20 protein-coding genes, 1 tRNA gene and 1 pseudogene are annotated in these 20,143 nt (G+C 68.2%); 11 read left to right on the top strand and 11 right to left on the bottom strand.

The genetic code is table 11. From position 1 onward, the window contains the following. Nucleotides 1-171 precede the first annotated feature (171 nt). Nucleotides 172-900, top strand: coding sequence for a response regulator transcription factor (locus tag ACFWJW_RS20770; protein ID WP_387243267.1), 729 nt, complete (start codon nucleotides 172-174; stop codon nucleotides 898-900). 1 nt (nucleotide 901) lies between these two features. Next, nucleotides 902-2,335 (top strand): sensor histidine kinase, encoded by a 1,434-nt coding sequence (locus tag ACFWJW_RS20765; protein ID WP_387243190.1) that lies wholly within the window; start codon nucleotides 902-904, stop codon nucleotides 2,333-2,335. Here ACFWJW_RS20765 and ACFWJW_RS20760 read toward each other — a convergent pair. Further along, nucleotides 2,313-3,473: a hypothetical protein gene (locus tag ACFWJW_RS20760; RefSeq protein WP_387243264.1), complete on the bottom strand. Its 1,161-nt coding sequence runs from the start codon at nucleotides 3,471-3,473 to the stop codon at nucleotides 2,313-2,315. The two genes, ACFWJW_RS20765 and ACFWJW_RS20760, sit on opposite strands and share 23 nt — an antisense overlap. A 62-nt stretch (nucleotides 3,474-3,535) precedes the next feature. Next, nucleotides 3,536-4,099 carry a hypothetical protein gene (locus ACFWJW_RS20755; RefSeq protein WP_387243187.1) on the bottom strand — a complete coding sequence of 188 codons (564 nt, stop codon included), beginning with the start codon at nucleotides 4,097-4,099 and terminating at the stop codon, nucleotides 3,536-3,538. Between the two features lie 735 nt (nucleotides 4,100-4,834). Here ACFWJW_RS20755 and ACFWJW_RS20750 point away from each other — a divergent pair. Next, nucleotides 4,835-5,053 (top strand): annotated as a pseudogene (locus tag ACFWJW_RS20750) (MFS transporter); the annotation flags it as partial. Nucleotides 5,054-5,174: 121 nt separating this feature from the next. Here ACFWJW_RS20750 and ACFWJW_RS20745 read toward each other — a convergent pair. Beyond that, a complete protein-coding gene (locus ACFWJW_RS20745) occupies nucleotides 5,175-5,651 on the bottom strand; it encodes an ArsI/CadI family heavy metal resistance metalloenzyme (protein ID WP_387243184.1) in 477 nt (158 codons plus the stop codon). Between the two features lie 78 nt (nucleotides 5,652-5,729). On the opposite strand from ACFWJW_RS20745, the gene ACFWJW_RS20740 reads away from it, so the two are divergent. Genes ACFWJW_RS20740 through ACFWJW_RS20730 form a run of 3 tightly spaced genes read left to right on the top strand, consistent with a single transcriptional unit; the run spans nucleotide 5,730 to nucleotide 7,676 of the window. Then, complete coding sequence (locus tag ACFWJW_RS20740; RefSeq protein WP_387243181.1) at nucleotides 5,730-6,137, top strand: ArsR/SmtB family transcription factor; 408 nt, start codon at nucleotides 5,730-5,732, stop codon at nucleotides 6,135-6,137. Further along, complete coding sequence (gene arsB / locus ACFWJW_RS20735) at nucleotides 6,134-7,264, top strand: ACR3 family arsenite efflux transporter (protein WP_387243178.1); 1,131 nt, start codon at nucleotides 6,134-6,136, stop codon at nucleotides 7,262-7,264. The genes ACFWJW_RS20740 and arsB overlap by 4 nt, the downstream gene beginning before the upstream one ends. After that, nucleotides 7,257-7,676 (top strand): arsenate reductase ArsC, encoded by a 420-nt coding sequence (locus ACFWJW_RS20730; protein ID WP_387243175.1) that lies wholly within the window; start codon nucleotides 7,257-7,259, stop codon nucleotides 7,674-7,676. The genes arsB and ACFWJW_RS20730 overlap by 8 nt, the downstream gene beginning before the upstream one ends. A 192-nt stretch (nucleotides 7,677-7,868) precedes the next feature. On the opposite strand, the gene ACFWJW_RS20725 is transcribed toward ACFWJW_RS20730, so the two are convergent. Together ACFWJW_RS20725 and ACFWJW_RS20720 are read right to left on the bottom strand one after the other, a co-directional pair. Further along, a complete protein-coding gene (locus tag ACFWJW_RS20725) occupies nucleotides 7,869-9,161 on the bottom strand; it encodes a serine/threonine-protein kinase (protein WP_387243172.1) in 1,293 nt (430 codons plus the stop codon). Nucleotides 9,162-9,387: 226 nt separating this feature from the next. Next, the gene (locus tag ACFWJW_RS20720; protein WP_387243169.1) at nucleotides 9,388-9,723 is read right to left on the bottom strand and encodes a DUF6221 family protein; all 336 of its coding nucleotides are present in this window, start codon (nucleotides 9,721-9,723) and stop codon (nucleotides 9,388-9,390) included. Nucleotides 9,724-11,197: 1,474 nt separating this feature from the next. Here ACFWJW_RS20720 and ACFWJW_RS20715 point away from each other — a divergent pair. From ACFWJW_RS20715 to ACFWJW_RS20700, 4 genes are all read left to right on the top strand, one after another. After that, nucleotides 11,198-11,854, top strand: coding sequence for a YeeE/YedE family protein (locus ACFWJW_RS20715; protein ID WP_387243166.1), 657 nt, complete (start codon nucleotides 11,198-11,200; stop codon nucleotides 11,852-11,854). Further along, nucleotides 11,854-12,270 carry a YeeE/YedE thiosulfate transporter family protein gene (locus ACFWJW_RS20710; protein WP_387243163.1) on the top strand — a complete coding sequence of 139 codons (417 nt, stop codon included), beginning with the start codon at nucleotides 11,854-11,856 and terminating at the stop codon, nucleotides 12,268-12,270. The genes ACFWJW_RS20715 and ACFWJW_RS20710 overlap by 1 nt, the downstream gene beginning before the upstream one ends. Nucleotides 12,271-12,453: 183 nt before the next feature. Further along, nucleotides 12,454-12,666 (top strand): hypothetical protein, encoded by a 213-nt coding sequence (locus ACFWJW_RS20705; protein ID WP_387243160.1) that lies wholly within the window; start codon nucleotides 12,454-12,456, stop codon nucleotides 12,664-12,666. A 142-nt stretch (nucleotides 12,667-12,808) separates the two neighbouring features. Beyond that, nucleotides 12,809-13,582, top strand: coding sequence for a DUF5707 domain-containing protein (locus ACFWJW_RS20700; RefSeq protein WP_387243157.1), 774 nt, complete (start codon nucleotides 12,809-12,811; stop codon nucleotides 13,580-13,582). An 893-nt stretch (nucleotides 13,583-14,475) separates the two neighbouring features. Here ACFWJW_RS20700 and ACFWJW_RS20695 read toward each other — a convergent pair. From ACFWJW_RS20695 to ACFWJW_RS20670, 6 genes are all read right to left on the bottom strand, one after another. Continuing rightward, complete coding sequence (locus ACFWJW_RS20695) at nucleotides 14,476-16,161, bottom strand: penicillin-binding transpeptidase domain-containing protein (protein ID WP_387243155.1); 1,686 nt, start codon at nucleotides 16,159-16,161, stop codon at nucleotides 14,476-14,478. An 895-nt stretch (nucleotides 16,162-17,056) separates the two neighbouring features. Next, entirely contained in the window at nucleotides 17,057-17,254 is a 198-nt protein-coding gene (locus ACFWJW_RS20690; RefSeq protein WP_387243152.1) for a hypothetical protein, read from the bottom strand. An 82-nt stretch (nucleotides 17,255-17,336) separates the two neighbouring features. Further along, nucleotides 17,337-17,413: transfer RNA gene (locus tag ACFWJW_RS20685), tRNA-Tyr, on the bottom strand. Between the two features lie 333 nt (nucleotides 17,414-17,746). Further along, a complete protein-coding gene (locus ACFWJW_RS20680) occupies nucleotides 17,747-17,941 on the bottom strand; it encodes a hypothetical protein (protein WP_387243149.1) in 195 nt (64 codons plus the stop codon). A 103-nt stretch (nucleotides 17,942-18,044) separates the two neighbouring features. Next, on the bottom strand, nucleotides 18,045-18,233 hold the full coding sequence (locus ACFWJW_RS20675) for a hypothetical protein (RefSeq protein WP_387243146.1): 189 nt from the start codon (nucleotides 18,231-18,233) through the stop codon (nucleotides 18,045-18,047). A 235-nt stretch (nucleotides 18,234-18,468) separates the two neighbouring features. Then, nucleotides 18,469-19,224 (bottom strand): GntR family transcriptional regulator, encoded by a 756-nt coding sequence (locus ACFWJW_RS20670; RefSeq protein WP_387243143.1) that lies wholly within the window; start codon nucleotides 19,222-19,224, stop codon nucleotides 18,469-18,471. Between the two features lie 78 nt (nucleotides 19,225-19,302). Here ACFWJW_RS20670 and ACFWJW_RS20665 point away from each other — a divergent pair, with 78 nt between their 5' ends. After that, complete coding sequence (locus tag ACFWJW_RS20665) at nucleotides 19,303-19,581, top strand: hypothetical protein (protein WP_387243140.1); 279 nt, start codon at nucleotides 19,303-19,305, stop codon at nucleotides 19,579-19,581. Nucleotides 19,582-20,143: the final 562 nt, after the last annotated feature.

Raw genomic sequence — 20,143 nt, 5'->3', positions numbered from 1 at the left:
CGGTGTCGTGACTCCAGAGAAACGGGCCCCGTTGACCGGTCCCGGTCGGCAACCTGACCATTGCCTGACAGCCGGAGCGGGGTGCGCCCGTGCCGTTCGGACCGCCGGGGGAACCAGCGGACGCGTGCGCACGTTGTCCTCGCAGACTCCATGACGTGATGGGTGACTGCCATGCTTTCCGCCTCGCCGACGAGCGACGCACCGCTGCCCCGAGGAAGCGGGCAGCGGCTGCTCGTCGTGGATGACGACCCGCGGATGACGGAGCTGCTCCAGACCACGCTGAGCCTCGCGGGGTACGAGGTCGCGACCGCCGGCTGCGGCGGTGAGGCCCTGCGCGCCTACGCGGACCTGCCCCCGGATCTGCTGGTGCTGGACGTCCTGCTGCCCGACCTGGACGGGTTCACGGTCTGCCGGCGGCTGGTGGCGAACGGGGCGCGGCAGCCGGTGCTGTTCCTGACCGCGCGGGACTCCGTCGAGGACCGGGTGACGGGCTTCGCGATGGGCGCGGACGACTACCTCACCAAGCCGTTCAGCCTGCCCGAACTCCTCGCCCGGGTCCATGCGTTGTTACGGCGGGCCGGGCGCTCCGCGGAGACCGGCCCGCTGCTGTGCTTCGCCGATCTGACCGTGGACGAGCGCAGCCGCCGGGTCCGGCGCGGGGACCGGCTGATCGCGCTGTCGCCGACCGAGTACAAGCTGCTGCGCTACTTGCTGCTCAACGCCGACCAGGTGATGTCGAAGGAACAGATCATGGACCACGTCTGGCAGCACCACTTCGGCGACGGCGTCGTCGAGAAGCTGGTCTCCCGGCTCCGCGCGAAGGTGGACGCCCATGCGCCGGCCCTGATCCACACGATGCGCGGCTTCGGCTACAGCCTGCGGCTCCCCGAAGGCGGGTGAGATGGCGGGCGCCTGGCACGGCTCCCTGCGGGCCCGGCTGATGGTGGGCGTCGTCCTGCTGGCGGCCGTGGGCATGGTGGCCGTCAATGTGGTCTCGCTGATCGGACTGCGGCTCAACCTCGTCGACGTCGCCGATGCCACCCTCACCAAGACCCGGGAGACCGTGCAGCATCGGGTGCGCAGCCGGCCCGCCCCGATCGACCAGGACAACCTCAACTCCCTGGTACCCGACGGCCTCTACGTCGCCCTGCTCGACGACCGGGGCCGGGTGGTCGCCCAGACCCCGGCCCGGGACCCCGACGGGAAGGCCGGCTCCCGTCCCGAGCTGCCCGACCCGGTCCCCGACGGCTTCGCCGCGCACATCGTCACCGTCTCCGCCGAGGAGACCCCCGTCCCCCGATTCCGCGCCCTGAGCTTCCCCTACGGCCACTCCGCCACGGTCCGGCCCGCCCCCGGCGCACCGCCCCAGCGGTTCAGCCGGGTGGTCGTCGCCAAGAGCCTCCAGCCGGCCGAGGACGTCGTGTACTGGCTGGTCGGCGCGGACTCCGCCGCCACGCTCGCCGTGCTCGGGGGCATCGTGCTGCTCAGCCGCGGGGTGCTGAACGTCGGCCTGCGGCCGCTGCGGGACATGGCCGCCACCGCGACCGCGATCGCCGACGGCGACCTCGACCAGCGCATCGACGTCGCCGGGCGGCACTCCGAGGTGGGAGAGGTGGGCACCGCCCTCAACCGGGCCTTCGACGAACGGCAGCGGTCCGAGGAGCAGCTCCGGCAGTTCGTGGCCAACGCCTCCCATGAGCTGCGCACCCCGCTGACCACGATCCGCGGCTGGGCCCAGCTCCAGCTGCACGGCCTGGCCCAGGACCCCGCGCTCATCGAGCGCGCGATGCTGCGCATCGAGGGCGAGGCCGCCCGGATGCACACCATGGTCGAGGAGTTGCTGCTGCTCGCCCGGCTCGACCAGGGCCGCCCGGTCGCGCACGCACCGGTGGATCTCGGCGCCCTCGCCGACGACGCCGTCACCGATGCCCGGGTCGTCGAACCCGGCCGGCCGCTGACCGCCGAGGTGCCCGGCGCGGTGTTCGCCCGCGGCGACGAGGACCGGCTGCGCCAGGTGCTCCAGAACCTCCTGAGCAACGCGCTGCGCCACACCCCGCCGGACACCCCGGTGTCCGTGACGGCGCGCGCCCTGCCCGACGGCACCGCGCAGCTGACGGTCACGGACCAGGGCCCCGGGATGCCCCCCGCGACGGCCGAGCGGATCTTCGAGCGCTTCTACCGCGGCGACGAGTCCCGCACCCCGACCAGCGGCGGCACCGGCCTCGGCCTGAGCATCGTGCGCTCCATCGCCGAGGCCCACGGCGGCACCGCCACCGTCCGCACCGCCCCCGGCGAGGGCAGCGCCTTCACGGTCACGCTGCCTGCGGCACGCTGAACAACCGGCGGGACGGGCCCTGGTTGCCCTGGCCGCCCGCCCCGGCGCTGTCCCTCATGGGCCGGGCTCCCGGCCGGAGCACCGTGTGCGCTGTGAGCACCGGAAGCCGAGTGTCAGATCGCTGGGGGCTTCTTCTCGTTGAAGAGCCAGGTGTCGAAGACCTGGGACAGGTCCTTTCCTGATTTCCTCTCGCACAGCGTGATGAACCGCTGGGTATCGGCATTCTTGTGACGGTGCTGCGCGGTCCAGGTCCGGAGGATGCCGAAGAAGGTCTCGTCACCGAATCGGGGAGGTGGTCGACGATGGCGCCCGTGGACGAGAAGGGATACGGCCCGAAGCGCTTGCTCGCCCAGTCAGTGACCTCGGGGGCCAAGTCCGCTACGCCTTCGGCGCTTTCCGTCTCGTCCGGATCCACGGCGAGGTAGACAGGCAGGCCGTCATCGGTCCGGCCCTGGGTGATCTCGAAGTAGCCAACGGTCACGTTGGCGAGGTAGCTCGCCATGGGCTCCTTGCTGCGCCAGTGCCGGGTGACGCGGTCCCCCTTGTCCACCTCCTTCGTCAACTCGCCATTGCCGATCACGTCGTACGGGTCGCCGTCCTCGTCCTTCGGGACGGTGACCGTCATGTCGTACGTGGCCTTGTCCGAGGGGTGGTGGTTGCCCGGGAACCAGGCCATGGAGCCGGTCGGCTGGCCCAGCGCGGCCGAGCCGTCGTCGGTCTCGATCCAGCCCTCCACGGCCCCGTCGGCATCCTCGATCATTCTGGGCGTGCCGTCGTACGTGATGCCGGCCTTGAAGGTCTCGCCGTCCTTGATCGCCTTCGTGGGTGTCAGCGTCAGCTCGTTCTTCTTGCGCGCAAAGCGGGCGTCCGTACCGTTCACCGTGGCACTGCGCACCTTCAGCCCAGCGAAGTCGAGGTTGAAGCGGCTCAGGTCCTGGGTGGCGCGCGCGGTGATGACCGCGGTGCCCTTGAGGTGGTTGGTCTCGAGGACGTAGTCCATGGTCAGGCTGTAGTGCGCTACGTCGTAGCCGCCATTGCCGAGCGAGGGGAAGAGACGGTCACCCACTCCGGCCGCGCCGGGCTTCGCGGCCGGAGCACCCGCGGGGTGTGGCGTGGAGCTGGTGCAGGCGGTACTCATTGCCACGAGGAGTACCGCGACCGGAGCCCAGAGCCCCCGGCGGGGAACGATGACGCCCTCCTTCACAGTCGCCTGGTGGCGATGCGCCGGCCGTGCGGGTCAAGAATGACGAGGTTCCTCGCCACCCCGGGCCCGTCGTCTCCGTCCCACCACACCACGAAGGTTCCGGCGAACTTCTCGGCCTCAGCCCGCGAGCTGTAGTCGGTGGACACCTCGATGTCGTAGTCGCGACGCGTGAGTTCGACGGTGAAGACCCGGCCGGCATGGCGGGCGGCCGCCGTATCACCCTGAGCGCGCGCCCACGCGCGGAAGCCCTTGAGGAGCTTCTGGTTCGACTCCCGCTTGGTAAGGGGGTGGGCCGGAGGGTGCCGCGGGGCGTCGCCGACTCCGTCCTGGCAGCCTTTCACCCAGGCCCCGCGGTCCTGGTCGGCCCCGGCTCCTGCGGCAAGGGCACGACGGGCACAGCCGCCCCCTACCACCTCGCGCACCGCGGCGCCCTTGCCGCCTGCGTCGTAGAGCTTCTCGCCTTCTTCGTATCCCGCCGCATAAGCCTTCGTGAAGTCGGGCGAGGCGGTAGGACGCTCCTTGGCCGGCCTGGAAGCGCGCGCCGTCGGAGCTCGGTGCACCGTCGGTACCGCACGCCGATACTGCCCAGAACCCCGTGACCACCGCCGCGGCCACCGCCGCGTGCCGCAGTGCACGGCCGTTCCTCGTCCCTAAGATCATTTCGTGGTCTCCAATCGATCCCGCAACTCGAGGGGGTAGAACTCGCAAACCGCCCCTTGGTTCCGATGCGAGAAAAGATCATTAACGCACTTTCCCGCTGACGGGTAGCTACCATGGCCTGTGATCAATGGCGGTGCGTGCCGAAATGATCAAGGCTCGCGCCTCTACAAATGGGGGAAGTTGAGTTGAGGCTGAGACATAGCTTTTTAGCCATGGCGGCAGTGACCGCCACCATCATGATTCAAGCGCCGGCGTGGGCCGATTCCACACCGGGCGAAGCATATTCCGCGCCGACGACCGGCACTCCGCAGCCCTCACCGAGCCCCACTTCCGGGGCCACGCCTTCCGGCACTCCGAGCCCCGCACCACCGACGGGTGCGCCGCGCGACCTTCATCGAGACCACGGCTCTGCGGTGGCTCCGGGAACTGGTCGGCTTCACCAACCCGCGAGTTGAGGACCTCTCGACAGTTTTCGATGTCGGGGGAGTCATCACCCACGGCGGGACGAAGAGCAACTCACTCGCCATGATGCTGGCGCGGGAACACGAGGCGCCGCACACCATGGAGGACGGGGTACAGGATCCCGGTCGGTCCCATCGCCTCCATCGGTCTGTCCATTACATGGTTTGGTTTGCGGGAATACCGCCATGGCGGTATCCGCGGTCCCGCTTCTCCTCGCCAATAGCCTTTACGTGCTGGCAGCCCTGCTCTTTATCGCTGGGCTCTGTATCGCACCAACCATGGTGACCGCCATGGCCCTCCTGGAACGGCATGCGCCCCGCAGTCAATTCACTGAAGGCATGACATGGACGGGCACTGGGCTCGCAGTTGGTCTGGCGCTTGGCTCCGCAGCCGTGCGGACGTGATTGCGCACGCAAGGTTGGCGCAAAGGGCCGGGCCCCCGCATCGTCATGCCGGGTCCTTCTCGTCCGGTGCCTCCTGTGTCCAGCCGGCGCTGTGGGCGAGTGCCGGGTATCAGCTTCCGCAGGCGCAACTCGCGACAGGCTCTGCGTCGGCTGTCTTGCTCGCACAGCAGGCGTCACTGCCGGTGCCCGCGGACGGATCGGCGCTCGTGCCGAGTGTGTCGGCGTCGGCCTTGACCACGTAGACCTCCCACGGCTCCTTGCCGGGGCCGTGCACCCACACCTTGTCCTGGAGGGCGTAGCAGCACGAGGTGTCGTTCTCCTCGAACGTGGCGAGTCCGGCGTCCTTGAGGCGGGTCGTCGCGGTCGTCACCTGGTCCGTGGAATCGACCTCTACGCCGAGGTGGTCGAGGCGGGTCTCCTGTCCGGGCCCGCCCTCGATCAGTACGAGCTTCAGGGGTGGGTCCGCGATGGCGAAATTGGCGTAGCCGTCGCGTCGCTTGGCCGGTTCGGTGCCGAACAGCTTCGAGTAGAAGGTGATCGACGCTTCGAGGTCGCTGACGCGGAGGGCGAGCTGTGCGCGGGACATGGCGGTCTCCCATCGGCCTGCATTGATACCTTTCGATACAAGCTTGCGCCCTGGATCGAAAAACGTCAACATAGAAGAATGTCGAAACAAAAGCTTGTGGTGCTCGGTCAGGCCGATGAGGCGGGCGCGTGCTGCCCGGGGCTGCTGACAGCTCCCCTCGATGAGGGGCAGGCTGAAGAGCTGGCGAAGGTGTTCAAGGCCCTGGGCGACCCGGTGCGGCTGCGCCTGCTGTCGATGATCGCCTCGCGTGCCGGCGGCGAGGTCTGTGTCTGTGACCTGACTCCCGCGTTCGACCTGTCCCAGCCGACGATCTCGCACCACCTCAAGCTGCTGAGGCAGGCCGGTCTCATTGACTGTGAGCGCCGCGGCACATGGGTCTACTACTGGCTGCTGCCCGAGATGACGGACCGCCTCGCAGGCGTCCTCACCCGCCCCGCCGGAGAGCCCCTGCCGGCTCCCGCCGAGGCCGCCGGAGCGACCGCATGAGCGCCGTGCCCGAGAAGGCTGTCGCCGGCCGGCTCTCGTTCCTCGACCGGTACCTCGCCGTGTGGATTCTCGCCGCGATGGCCCTTGGTCTCGGCCTCGGCCGCGTCGTCCCCGGTCTCGGGGACGCGCTCGCCGAAGTCACCGTCGCCGGGGTGTCCTTGCCCATCGCGCTCGGCCTGCTCGTGATGATGTACCCGGTCCTCGCCAAGGTGCGTTACGACCGGCTCGACACCGTCACCCGCGATCGCCGGATGCTGTTGCCCTCTCTGCTGCTGAACTGGCTCGTCGGTCCGGCGCTGATGTTCGCGCTGGCGTGGCTGTTCCTTCCCGATCTGCCCGAGTACCGCACGGGCCTGATCATCGTGGGGCTGGCCCGTTGTATCGCCATGGTCATCATTTGGAACGACCTCGCGTGCGGCGACCGTGAGGCGGCAGCCGTCCTGGTCGCGCTGAACTCGGTGTTCCAGGTGATCGCGTTCTCGGCGCTCGGCTGGTTCTACCTGTCCGTGCTGCCCGGGTGGCTCGGCCTTGAGCAGTCCGGCGGGTTGGGGTCTCCCCTGCTCGAGCGGAGCCGAGAGCTTGGGGACGTGTCCGTGTGGGAGATCGCACGGAGCGTGCTGATCTTCCTCGGCATTCCGCTCGCCGCCGGCTACTTCACCCGCCGAATCGGGGAGAAGGCGAAGGGACGCAGCTGGTACGAGGCGAAGCTGCTGCCGCGCCTCGGTCCGTTCGCGCTGTACGGCTTGCTGTTCACGATCGTCACCCTCTTCGCCCTGCAAGGCGGTGCGATCACCTCGCAGCCGCTCGACGTCGCCAGGATCGCGCTGCCGCTGCTCGTGTACTTCGCCCTGATGTGGGCGGGCTCCATGGCGCTCGGACGCTCTGTCGGCCTCGACTACCCGCGGGCGACCACGCTTGCGTTCACGGCCGCCGGCAACAACTTCGAGCTGGCCATTGCAGTGGCCATCGGCACGTTCGGCGCCTCTTCCGGCCAGGCGCTCGCCGGTGTGGTCGGCCCCCTCATCGAGGTGCCTGTACTGATCGGCCTCGTTTACGTAGCGCTGTATGCCCGCCGCTTCTTCACCTCCCCTGCACCTCTGGCCGAGGAAGGCACCGCCCGTGTCTGAAGTCGCCCTGCCTTCCGTGCTGTTCGTCTGTGTCCACAACGCGGGCCGTTCACAGATGGCCGCCGCGTTCCTGACGCACCGTGCAAGCGAACGCGTACAGGTGAGGTCTGCCGGGTCCGCCCCGGCGGATGCCGTGAACCCGGCCGTTGTCGCGGCAATGGCCGAGGTGGGTATCGACATCTCGGCCGAGGCGCCCAAGGTGCTCACCGTCGAGGCCGTGCAGGCATCCGACGTCGTGATCACGATGGGCTGCGGCGACGCCTGCCCGGTCTTTCCCGGGAAGCGCTACCTCGACTGGCAGTTGCCCGATCCCGCCGGGCAGGGTGTCGAGGCCGTACGGCCCATCCGCGACGACATCGAGCAGCGGGTTCGCGGACTGCTCGACGAGATCGCCCCCGAGGGACAGGCGTGAGCATGCCGCCAGGCCGCCGACAGCGGTCAAGAACCTGGCCGGCGGCCTGCTCCGGCATGACCAGCCCCTATCGGGGGTCCGCGAGTTCGCCGGCCGCGCGGGCGTGGCCGGCGAACTGACCCACCCGCAACATGAAGGCGGCCCCGGGTGCCCGACTACTTCACGGCGACCTTCTCGGATCCCGGACTCCGGTCAGTGCTTGTCCTTGCCGTGCTTGTCGTCCTGCTTGGGTGCCGGCTTGATGTCGGGCGACCTCTCCGGCTTCTGCTTGGCAGGCTGTGCCGGGGATGAGGAGGCTGTCGAGGGGGGCGGCGTGGCCGCGGACGAGGAGGACGTTGCGGGGCTCGCGCTCGCGGACGGCATGGTCTGCGGCCCCTGCGCTGAGCCGGTGTCCGGCGAGAACCACACCAGGCCCACCAGCAAAGCCCCGAGGAAGAGACCGGCGCCGCCCAGCACGGCCACCAACCGGGAACGGCGGAGGAACGGCAGCTGCGGGCGGCGGGTCGCGACCCGGTGCACGCTCGTCTGCCACTCGGTGTCCGCCACCGTGCCGACGGCACCCTCGGATTGGGCCGCGGACACGGAGCTTGCAGGGGTGGCGGCCCTCGGTCCGGTGGCGTGCGGCCGGTCCGGGCGGCTGTGATTCTGGTGTTCGTTCGGCAGCGGCTCCGGCGCGCCGCGCCAGGCTCCGCGCCCGAACCAGTCCGCCACCTCCTCGGCCGGGGGTCGGCTCTCGGGCTCCTTGGCCAGCAGACCGAGTAGGTAGTTCTCGAAGGCGGGCGGGAGATCGGCGCCGAGTTGCCGGGGTGGGACCGGGATGGAGTCGAGGTGCTGGCGAAGCACCCCGAGAGCGCTGTCCGCCTGGAACGGCGGGATGCCGGTGAGGAGTTGGTAGAGCAGGCAGCCCAGGGAGTACACGTCGGACGCCGGACCGGCGGTGCGGCCCAGGGCCCGCTCGGGCGCGAGGTAGAGGCTGGTTCCGACGATGTGCCCGGTGGCGGTGAGCGCGGCGCCTGGATCGTCGAGGAAGCGGGCGATGCCGAAGTCGCCGATCTTCAGGCTGCCGTCGGCGTCCAGCAGGAGGTTGGCCGGCTTGATGTCCCGGTGCACGATGCCCTGCCGGTGCGCGGCGGCCAGCCCATCGGCGGCCTGCGCTGCGATATGGGCCACCCGCTCGGCGGGCAGCGGTCCGGATTGGGTGAGCACCCGGGCGAGGCTGTCCCCCTCGATGAGCTCCATGACCAGGAACAGGCGGCCTTCGTACTCGCCGAAGTCCAGGACGCCGACCACGTTCGGGTGGCCGAGACGGCCGGCGGTCTGCGCCTCCAGCCGGAAGCGGGAGGACGCCGTGGGGTCGGAGTCGTGGGGGAGCAGGAGCTTCATGGCAACCGGTCTGCCGAGCGTCTCGTCGAAGGCCCGCCAGACCTCCCCCATCGCGCCCCGTCCGATGGCATCCCGAAGCCGGTACCGGCCCGCTATGAACACTTGTTCTTCACCCTCATACCCAAAGACGTCTTGATCGCCATCGGCCGTCACGCGCCGCGGGAGGCGCGAATCAAGGTGGGGGTGCCGCAGCGGCCCCAGCGTACCGGCACTGCGACCTGGTCTTTCCGGGCAACGCAGTCATCCTCGGTGCGCCTTGGGCCGGGTTGCAGCGGGAGCGCCCGAGCCGCGGGCCCGCGCCAAGAAGCCGACTGTCAGCAGCTCCCCTTCATCGTGGACGCCACTCCTGCTGGTAGTCAGGATGTCGCGCGTACGGCTGCGCGAGCAGTGCCAGGGCGTGGCTCAACGCAGTGGCCTGGCCCTCCAGCCGGGCGGCATCGACGAGGTCATCCGTCTGCACCGGAATACCTTCCGCCGTCATTTCCGTGACCCGCCGTGTGGCGCCGGCGGCCAGGATGGTCGCCCTCTCGCAGGCGTCCACGACGGCCTGCCTGGAATTCACTTCGGCGACGACCGACTGCCAGTTCTGCATCCGAAGCGCCATCGCGCTCTGGCGTTCTTCGGTGCAGCGGGCCCGCAGAAAGTGGATGAGGTCATCGATCAAGGCAGTCCTTCGGAGCAGGAAGGGCCGCTGTTCGGGACGGCCCCCTTAACTCAGCGCGCGGAGGAGGGAACGTGTCACATCAGGAAATTAGGTACCACAGCACCCCGTCGACACCGCACCAGCATTCGCGCATGAGCGAGTCAGCCAAGGTGCAGCACGTCTAAGGCGTCGCCAGGATTCTGAAGTGCACAGTCGACCGATTACCTCATGCCGGGTGTTTCGCCCAATCGACGAGCCGTGCCCACCAGCCACCCGTCGATCGTTTTGATGAACCCTCTGAGCGCCGAGGGGCCGGTGCGTGTCGCGGCGACGCACCCTGCCCGGCCGGCGCCGATTCCGATCGAGTCGTCGCCGTCACCGCGCGCGCACCGCTGCGTTCCGCAGACTCACACGTGCACCGCTGAGCCGCCGGCACATCCATGAGCACTTGGTCTACATGCCTCCCGCAGCCCTCATAGGTCACCTTCTGGCACGACCGACAGACAGCACGCTGGCACATGACTCTTCTCCATTAGCTCTTCATTCGAGATCCATGACATTCACGCCACCACCACAAGGCACTCCAGCACTTTCACCTTTTCCGCAGACAGCTGCCTCATATCAGCGCAGCCGCGACCATGGGGTCGAATAGCGGTCCAAGCGACCTTGTTGTCGGTTACGAATATCCGGACATGAGGGGTAGACGCCGCATATCCGTCGCGTGGAATATCTCACCAAGTAGCGCCAAGTGGTCTGATTGAAAAAATACCCTGAAGTTGCTCGGGACATCGAAACAGTGATTGCATCCCGCACGGTCGCGGAATGGAGACACAGAGCTTGATTGTCGCTGCCCCTCACCGCGTTGCCTTGCAGATCGTCGACCGGGCGTGGCGAGGGCAAGAATCGAGAACGGCAACCGCTCTTGCCAAACGGGTGGTGTGTGCCGATCAGGAAGGAGCAACGTGAGTTGCTCACACGCCGTAGGATGCCCCCTTTTCCCCCTGCTTAGGGCGAGCTTGCAAGGTTGGCGCGAATACTACTGCGACAGCAACGATCGGTGGCTCGACTGTGCGCGCTACCAGATGTCACTCACCGGCGAGCGCGTGCCGATCAGCCTGCTGCCCAACGGAGCCAGCGCGCGACACCTCGAAGCCCCGGCCGAGGCGGGCCGATCCAGCACCACCAGCGCGACGGCCGCCCCTCGACAGTCCCCGCCGCCACGACCCGCTCCGGGGTCACCGGCGCCCGCGTCCTGGCCCCAGCCGGCACCGACCCAGCCATATGAGCAGTCACAGCCGTGGCCTGGAACCGTGCCACCGGAAGCCATGGCTCAGTACGGAGCCACAGCTCCACCAGCAGATGTCTGGCATCCCCAACCGTCACCACCCCCACAGCCCGAGCGACCTTCAGACAGCCTCGCTCGACAATCACGGCACGCGCCCGCCCCGAAGCGCGGCTGGCTGGCGCGGTTTGCCGATTGGATGAGAGGACCCGCATGAGTACCTACTGGCCCTGGTGGGCGGGCGCTATCGGGCTCGCTCTGGTCACCATCAACCACACCCTCATCACCGATCGGTCTCTCGGGGTGTCGTCCGCATGGGATCGCGTGTTGCACTGGCGCCGCGAACGCCGCCTCGAGCAGATCGACGAGGAGTTCACCGACGATCAAGCTCTCGCCGAGGCGCTCGCCGCAGCTACAGCGGAGCACTTCGGCACCGGCGCCGGCGCGTCCACCATGACGCAGGCTCCGTACGAGGAGTCGCCACCGCTCGACGCGGACATCGAAGCGGCGGCGGATGACACTTCCTCAGCCACAAACCGGCGCCCGGCCCCGCTGGTAACCCAGGCTGCCCTGCTGATATCGGTCTTCCTCGGCGGGCTCATCGCCGCGGTCACCTCCGGGCGGTTCCACCTCCGTTACGACATGGGTCCGGGTTTTCGGGACCTGGTCACCGCCAATCCGACCGCCATGATCGCCGTGATGTTCGTGGGAGGCGTGCTGGTCGGCTTCGGCACTCGGCTGGCCGGTGGGTGCAGCTCCGGCCACGGACTCAGCGGCTGCGGCCGGCTGCGCCCGGTCAGTCTTGTCGCGACCGCTGTGTTCTTCGGCACCGCCGTCGTGGTGTCGTTCCTCCTGTGGAAGGTGATCTGATGCGTACCCGGGGCGCGATTCTGCTGGCCAGCATCATCACCGGACTGGCCCTCGGCTATACCGTCACCAACATCGGCTTCGGCGATTACGCGGAGCTGAACCGCATGTTCACCTTCCAGGACCTGCGCATGCTGCTCTCCTTCGCCGGCGCTGTGGTGATCATCGTGTGCGCGTTCGCTCTGCTGCGGGTCCGCCGCATCCCAGGGCGGATCCACGCCGGCGTGATCCCCGGCGCGGTGTTGTTCGGTACGGGCTGGGCGATCTCAGGTGGGTGCCCGGCAATCCCGATCATCCAGCTCGCCAGCGGATACCTGCCCGCCCTGGTCAGCATCGTCGGCGTCATCGTCGGTATGCGGCTGTGCCGCTGGGCCAACGCCCGGTACTTCCACCTCGACCGCGGCTCCTGCGGGCTGTAACCAAGGACGCCCACCCACAGGAGCCGTGGAGGCAGGGGCTCTCGCTTTGACGATCCCCCGACGCCTGCGGCACCCGTCCTGATGTATCGGATGTATCGCACGGCCGAGTAACGTGACAGCGCCCTGCGACGCAGAACGGCATGCGGGCGCGCATGGTCGTCCCCGTACGCGATGACGGCCAGGGTGACTCCTGTGGGGGGTGGCCACCCTGGCCGTACTCGTGCCGCACGCAGCGCCGAGACGCTGCGTGCGTCCCGCGCCCACCAGGCGAGCGAGTCCGCCACGCCCTTCATCATGGACACCGAAGGGCTGCGCGTCGCCCTCAACCACGGTCTGCCTGCCGCGATCTATCTGCTGGTCGGACACCTGATCGCCGGGCGGGTGCGCCGCCTCTGACCAGCGATGCGGCGGAGGTGGCCCGCAAGTCGGGTGCCCCGTCAGGCGCCGTTGTGAGGGTGCGGCCGTCTGCATACAGTTGGCGCCTCATTCTTCGCCCGCCCGTGCAACCGGCGGGCTCTTCTGCACACTGGGGAGATTCATGCGCAAGCGCGCAATCTTCGCTGTACTCGGCGCTGCCGTCGCGTTGGGCGGGTCCACCGCCGTCGCATACGGGGACGAGACCGTCGGTGACGTCCAGATCACCGCTGTCGCCGTCAGTGGCGGCAAGGACATCGCGATCGGCCTCGTTGACAAGACGGTCACGGTGTCGGTGACCGCCACCGACCCCTCGGGCATCTGGGACGCCGACTTCCATCTCTGGCGCGGCACCGACCCGGACAACCCGGACGGCCACCTCAAGCCGAACGAGGACACCACCCCGGCGGACTGCGTCGCCTCCTCGGCGACCACCTCCACCTGCTCGAAGACCTTCACCTTCGAACCGGACTCGTGGCTGACCAATGCCGACGCCGGAACCTGGAAGGTCGGCGTCGAGGTGTGGGCGAACGACGACAGCCGGGCGGTGCGGGACGCCTACACCACCGTCCGGCTCCAGCGCTTCTCCAAGCTGACCGTCAACGCGGGCCCGGAGCCGATAGCCGCCGGCAAGTCCCTTACAGTCACCGGGAAGCTGACCCGGGCCAACTGGGACACCGACACCTACGCGGGCTACACCGCCCAGCCGGTCAAGCTCCAGTTCCGCAAGGCGGGCACCAGCACCTACAACACCCTTCAGACGGTGAACACTTCCGGCACCGGTGACCTCAAGGCCACGGCCACCGCGTCCGTGGACGGCTACTGGCGCTGGAACTTCGCCGGCACCTCGACCACTCCGGCCGTCAAGGCGACCGGCGACTACGTCGACGTGCAGTAGCGCCCGGCAGTCGTGGCGCCGGGTGCCGTGGAGGCCCCGGCGCCCTGCCTCTTGCGGCACTTCCCCGGACCGGCGAAGCCGCCCATTTGACCTACCGGTCCTCCACCAACCATCAGGTCGCCATCGTCGCCGGTACCCAGCTGGTCGTTGCCCGCGGCTCCTGAGAGCGCAGTCAAGCCGCGTCGGTCCCCGTCCGTCAGCCGCACCATCGCCCACATTCTTCTGGCGTGAAAGCAGCCCGCGGTCAGGACTGTTGCTGAACCGCCTTCATTTCTTCACAGGTTGGGATTGACGCACCAGGGTGAAATATGGGTTCGGCATTGTCGCTGAAGTCCACAACTGATGCGGATCTCGCCTTGGCGGTATGGGTGAGAGACCACAATCGGAGTGAAGGGTACCGTTGCGTCACCCGGCGAGGGCAATTCATCCGATACGGGTGCGCAGCAGAATTCGGCCGCCCTGCGGGTGTGACACTTAATGAGCCGACGGCGCAGAATTGAGTGTGCCGATTTGATCGTCGGCACACGACGGATCCAAGGTCCCCCCCGGCTTCAGGATCCGTGCCCGACGCGGGCGGGGAGGGACCCCCCGCCCGGCCCCGCCCGCGTCCGGCATCTACCTCTTGATATCGGTGCGCCCCCGCTTCGCCGAAGCCGGAGCCCGGCGTTCGGAGCCTCCCGGGCGGCCGGGACCGGTAGGGAGAGGTGGCGTTCAGGCGGCGCTCAGGGAGGACCAGGTGGCGGACCAGATGTCCATGGCAGGCCGGATGCCCACGGTGGATCCCATGCCCGCTACAGGCTGCCGGGTCCGGCCCGGCGGCGACGGCGAGCACGAGTCGACCCCGTGCCCGGGCGCCGGGCCCCGCTGTGAGTTCCCTGCCTCGCCCCGCGCGCTCAGTCCGCCGAGCGCAGGATCTGCGCGACGATCGGGCCCGCCGACGATCCGCCGTGCCCGCCCTCGGGGGCGATCGCTGCCGCCACCAGGTCGTTTCGGTAGGCGGTGAACCAGCCGTTCGGCTTCTTCTGCCCGTCGACCTCCGCCGAGCCGGTCTTCGCACCGATCTTCCCGTCGAGGCCCGCCATCGCTTCGGCCGCGGTGCCCGAGGTCGCGGTCAGCCGCATCAGGGAGCGCAGCTGCTTCGCGGTGTCCGCGGACAGCGGGCGGGACGACTTGGCGAGCTGCCGACTGTCGACCGAAGGGTCGACCATGTACGGCTGGTGGAAGGCTCCCGAACGGACGGTGGAAGCCACCGACGCCATGGTGAGCGGGTTCATCCGGACGCCGCCCTGGCCGATCAGCGAGGCAGCCTTCGGGGCGCCGGTCTGCGCCGGAACCGCACCGTCGAAACTTGGCACGCCGGTCGCCCAGGTCAGCCCGATCCCGAAGACGTCCCGCGCCTCCTTGGTCAGGTCGTCATCGCCGAGCTTCTCGGCCTGGCTGACGAAGGCGGTATTGCAGGAACGGGCGAAGCTCTGCTCGAAGGTGCCGTTCTTGATCTCGAACTTGTCGTCGTTCTGGAACTTCCAGCCGCCGTATGTCACGTACTTGGGGCAGGGGTGCGGCTTGCCGTAAGCCGCGAGACCCTTGTCGATCAGCAGCGCCGACGAGATGACCTTCATCGTGGAACCGGGGGCGAAGGAGCCCTGGAAGGCCGTGTTGAAGCCGCGAGCAGGGGAGTTGGCGGCCGCGAGGATCTCGCCCGTGCCGGGATCGAGGACGACCGCCGCGGCTTTCGGGCGCTTGCCCGCCGCCTTCTCGGTGACCGTCTGGAGCTTCGAGTCGAGTGTCGTACGGAGCGTGCCGGGCCTGCCCCTGGAAAGCACCTTGAGGGTCTCGTCGGGGCGTTCGGCGTCCTTGCCGTCCGCTTGCGCACGCGAACCGGAATCGGCCTTCGCCTTGTCGGCCCGCGCGATCCACAGCTCCACACCCGCTGTGCCGCCGGCCTCGTCCCCGTACCGCTCGCGCAGGCTCGAAAGCACCTCGCGCAGTGCCGGATGTTCCTTCTCGGTCAGCGCGGCGCCATGGCGGTCCACGGCCTTGATGGGCGGAGCCTCCGCCCGGCCGGTCTTCGGGGTGTCGCCGCTGCGCAGGTCCGGGTGGACAACGGTGGGCCGCCAGCCGACCAGCGCCTTGCCCGTCTTCTTCGCACGGACCACACCGAGCTCGGATGCGTACGTCCAGGTGGCGCGCTTTCCCTCATACGAAATCTCGGCGCTGACGCTGAACGGCACGGTTGCGCCAGTGGGCGCGCCCGGCCGCAGAGACACCTTTGCGACGTGGGCGTCCTTGCGGTAGCCGGTCAGCGCGGTCGCCGCGGCCTCACGGTCGTCGGTCAGAGCCGCGGCGCGGTCCGGTGCGCCCGCCGCCCAGGCATCGAGGAAGTCCCGCGCGGTCGTGCGGACCTCCGCCGCGCTGGGCGGGCCGGTCTTCACCGGCGTGGGTTCCTTCTCGCCGGAGGTGTCGCCCGTGCTCATGAGGCTGTACGCGCCGTACCCGCCGGCCCCCACCGTCGCGGCGAACGCCCCGGCGATGACGGCGACCTGCGCGCCGCTGCGCTTCGGCTTGCCGCGACTTCCCATGGGGAAACTCCCGAAGTATCTCGATTCCCTCTTAAGCAACCGGTTAAGAGCTTCTGCGCGGCGCACTCTAAACACGCTGAGATCCAGGTGTCGAACCAGGTAGGGACCCTCCGGCCTCCCCTTGGGTGGACAATCAGCACAAGCCGAGAAGAAGTAGGTGAACTCCTACTGCCGGGCGCCCGGCGGGCTCCCATCAGGGAATTCGCTTCTGGGCTGAGTCAATTTATGCCACTCAGGCTCCGTGGTCGTGATGTAGGCCACCAAGTGAAAATGATCTATCGAGCTTACCCTGTAGCCCCCTTTTTTCAGAGGTCCATCAGGTGCCGTGCACCCCAAGGTTGTGGCCCGAATTGCTGAGCTATTGACTGCGGGTTTCGCTCCCCGCCATCTGATGACCGACGTCATGGCCAGGAAGCCGAAAACCACAAGGCCAACTGAGTACCTGCCGGGATACGTTCTGTATGTGATCTGCCTGACCGGCGGGCCTCCAAGGGTGGGCAAGAGCGCCCTCGCTCACATGCTCCTGGAACGACCCGGCATCCCGGGCTCCCCAACGCGAGCTGAGGGCAGGCCACGAGCAAGGACTTCAGCGGACTTACTCGGCACTCATGGAACATGCCTGACCGTCGTTGGGCGCTGGCAGAAGACTGCTCGGGGAGCCTTGCCGGCACAAGAGAGGTGAGGGCCGAACGGCTTGACCATGCCTCGCAGTTGTCGGCCTACGACGAGCGCCCTGGTGGGCCATGCCTTCGGCGCGTGCTTCGAGGGACTCGGGTGCCTGGCGGCCGTAGCCGACGAGGAGGGTGGGGTCCTGTTCCCAGCGCCAGTACGTCTCGACGAGGTCGGCGCGGTAGGGGCCGAGTGCCCAGGTGTCGGTGCCATCCACAGGATCGGGTCAGAGCTGGTGCTGATGACGGGCTCCAATGGTGAGGGCGGCGGTGTCGGTCTCCGGCAGATACAGGCCGCCGAGGCCAAGGCGGACGAGGGATCCGGAGCCGAAGCGGACGGTGCCGGTGCCGAGGCCGGGGCCGGGGCCGGGGCCGGGGCCGGGGAATCCGCACCTGAGCGCGGCCCTGGTGCCCCATCCGCTCACGCAAACGGCCCCGGACCAGGAGTCCGAGGCCGAAGAAGACGCCTCCCCGGGGAGAAACCCCAGGTCAGCGCGGCAAGCTAAGAGCCCCCTGTCGGATTCGAACCGACGACCTTCGCTTTACAAGTTCGATCCGGGTGCAGTCGCTGCCTCTGCCCGGGCGACCAGTAGGGCCACCCAGGCTCGCTCAGCACCACCACTGTCCGCCGACGTTGATGTCAGCTGCGGATGTCAGCGGCCCTCCCCGACTGGCTCGATGACATCGGCCCACACACGCGTCGACCAGGGGTTTCCGGGCACCCCAAGCCGCGCAGCCACTACGTCATCAAGGAAGCGTGGGTTGGGGCTCTCCAGGGCCTCATGCGGCCACCAGAAGGAGTCACATTCAGTGCACAGGGAGAACGGAGACCCGTCGTCCTTGAACCGGTAGGGATGAACCCAGTCCTGCTCGCAGCGCGGACACAGAGGAAGTTGTGCGGGCATACCCGTCGCCATTCAGATCGAGCGGAAGGCGCTCGTGTCGGTTCCCGGCGGAAGACTCCTGGTCATGTTCACGTAGACCGGACCGTACGGAGTGGCGGTCTGCCACGCCTCCCACTGATCCAGATCATGGGCGCAGAACCTCTTCAAGAAGCCGAGGAACTCCTTGAACTCATTGTCCGACAGCCGGCCGCTCTCCACCTGGTCCATGCACCGAGGCTAGATGACCGTCCCAGGACAGGAGCAGACCCCCAAGCTGCTTGATCTGGTGCGTTTGTGGTGCATGCTCTCGCCATCCGCTACCCGGCGGCACCTACCGCTTCTGAGCTCTGCAGCGCCCCATCAGAGCAATGATCCGGGCCTGGTTCGCCTGGCCGTTGAGCTCGGCAAGGAGATCGTCAGGGCACAACTCGTAGAAGTCGCCCCACCAACGACGTCCTCGGTTGTCCCAGATCCGGTAGCCACCGGGTACACCCCTGGCAACGTAGCGTCTCCTGCCCACCCTCCCCCTACTTTCCGGTACGGCCCTTGCCGTTCTCCCGCTCCGTCGTCCCCCAAGGGGTGACCGTACGCAGGCTGGGGCCGTCCGGCGAGGCAATAATGCAGTTGCCCGCCCACATGCCTTCCAAGTCTGTTGTTGGGCATGGATGAGCTGCCGGGGGTCATCACCAGCGTTCGTGGCCGGCAGAACCATGGGGTGGGCCACGCTTTGGAACCCGTCGGAACGCCCGGCCGCACTATTGGCTGATGGGGATCTCGTAGACGATCTCGCACAGAGCGGCGGGGACGACGATGTCCGCGGTCTCCACGGGCCGCCCCTGGTCGCTGTAGTACGTCCGCCGGATGTGCGTGACCAAGCTGCCCTTCTGGACACCGAGGAGCGACGCCTCCTCGGTATTCGCTTGCCGCGGCTCCGGCTGCTCCACAGCGTGGCTGACCGTGATGCCGATCTCGGCCATGCGGTTCACCACGCCCGCCCCGGCATGCGGCCCACCCTCTGGGAGGACAACGACGGTGCCGGCCGTGAGGTCGTACGGTTCCCAGCTCGTCGACAGCTGCACGGGCTTCCCGTCGGCGAGGAACTCGTACACAGTGCGGACGCACAGGTCACCCTGGGCGATACCAAGGCGCGACGCGATCTCGGCCGGTGCCGGCACCTTCGCCTCAGTCCGGCTTTCCCAATCCCCCAGCTTGCCCACGGCCTTCATGTCCGCGCGAAACGGGGAACCGTCAGGCTGCTCGCGCGCCGAGGAGCGCACCATGCGTACACGCTGACGAGGGGCGGCAACGTACGTGCCGGATCCGGCACGACCTTCCAGCACTCCCTGGGAGATCAGCAGCTCTTGAGCACGACGAACCACGTTCTCGCCGACGCCGCACTCCTGGGCGATCTGGGCCCGTGACGGGAGCCGGTCTCCCGGCGTCCACTCATGCTCCGCGATCCGTCGCCGGAGCTCGTCAGCGATGCGGAGATACGGCGGCTGCTCAGGCATATGGAAAATCTAGTCCACTAGCTCTAATCTAGTTAACTAGCTTTACTCCAAGTGACTGCCAGTGACGGAGGCTGCCCTGTGCCTGCTTCGGAATTAAGAGCCGAAGACATCGCAGCGCGGTTGTCCGCCGCCGGCCTCACCCCGCGCGTGGAGCAGCACCGCCAAGTCACGTCGATCGAAGCGGAGGTACCGGAATCGCTCTCCGCCGAGTTGTGGCGGGAGGTCTTGGAAGCCGTAGCGGAGGCCGATCGATTCGGACTCCTCGCCAACAGCTTGAACGGCCGCACCTTATGGGCCGCTGTAAGCACAACGGCCCCCGCGACGGGCGATGTCCGGGGGCCTGGCCGTCAGCAATAGGAGCTGATCAGCATGTTCAACCGTATCCGTCATACCGTCTCGCACACCGATGAGCGGTGCGTCCGGATGAGCCGGCGCCACCGGTTCTCAGTACCTGTAAGGCTGGCTGGCGCACCTCGCGTTCGCCTTGCGCACCACCGATTCGTGCTGGCGGAGGCGCTCTGATGCCTGCCCACCAGCCGGTTCGCGCGACCCGCACGAAGGCCGTTCCCTACCAGTCGAGTTCCTGCCTGATCGGTAGGCACTGTGAGTGCGCGCATTCCTCTCCCGCTACCGCACCGATCGGCATCCCCGTGGTCTACGAGGCGTGCAGCTGCTCCTGCCACACAGTGGCCGACCCCGGTAACCGAACGAACGGCCTCCGGTGAGGGGCTGGCCCCCAGGCGGCGCACTGGCCGCCCCTGTCGAGATCGCCTCTGCCAGCGTGCAACGCGGCGACGTTATTCAGATCGGCGGACATCCGTGCCGTGTCACCGACCTGCTCAACCTTCCCGGCGGAGCGAAGCGACTGTGCTTCGACTCGGGCGAACTGCTCACCGTCCACGCCCGGTCTCGCCTCGTA

This window comes from Streptomyces sp. NPDC127097 (assembly GCF_042724075.1).
In the GTDB taxonomy this organism is placed as follows: Bacteria; Actinomycetota; Actinomycetes; order Streptomycetales; family Streptomycetaceae; genus Streptomyces.
The sequence above is the reverse complement of the archived record's forward strand: the minus strand, read 5'-3'. Positions and strand labels throughout refer to the sequence as shown.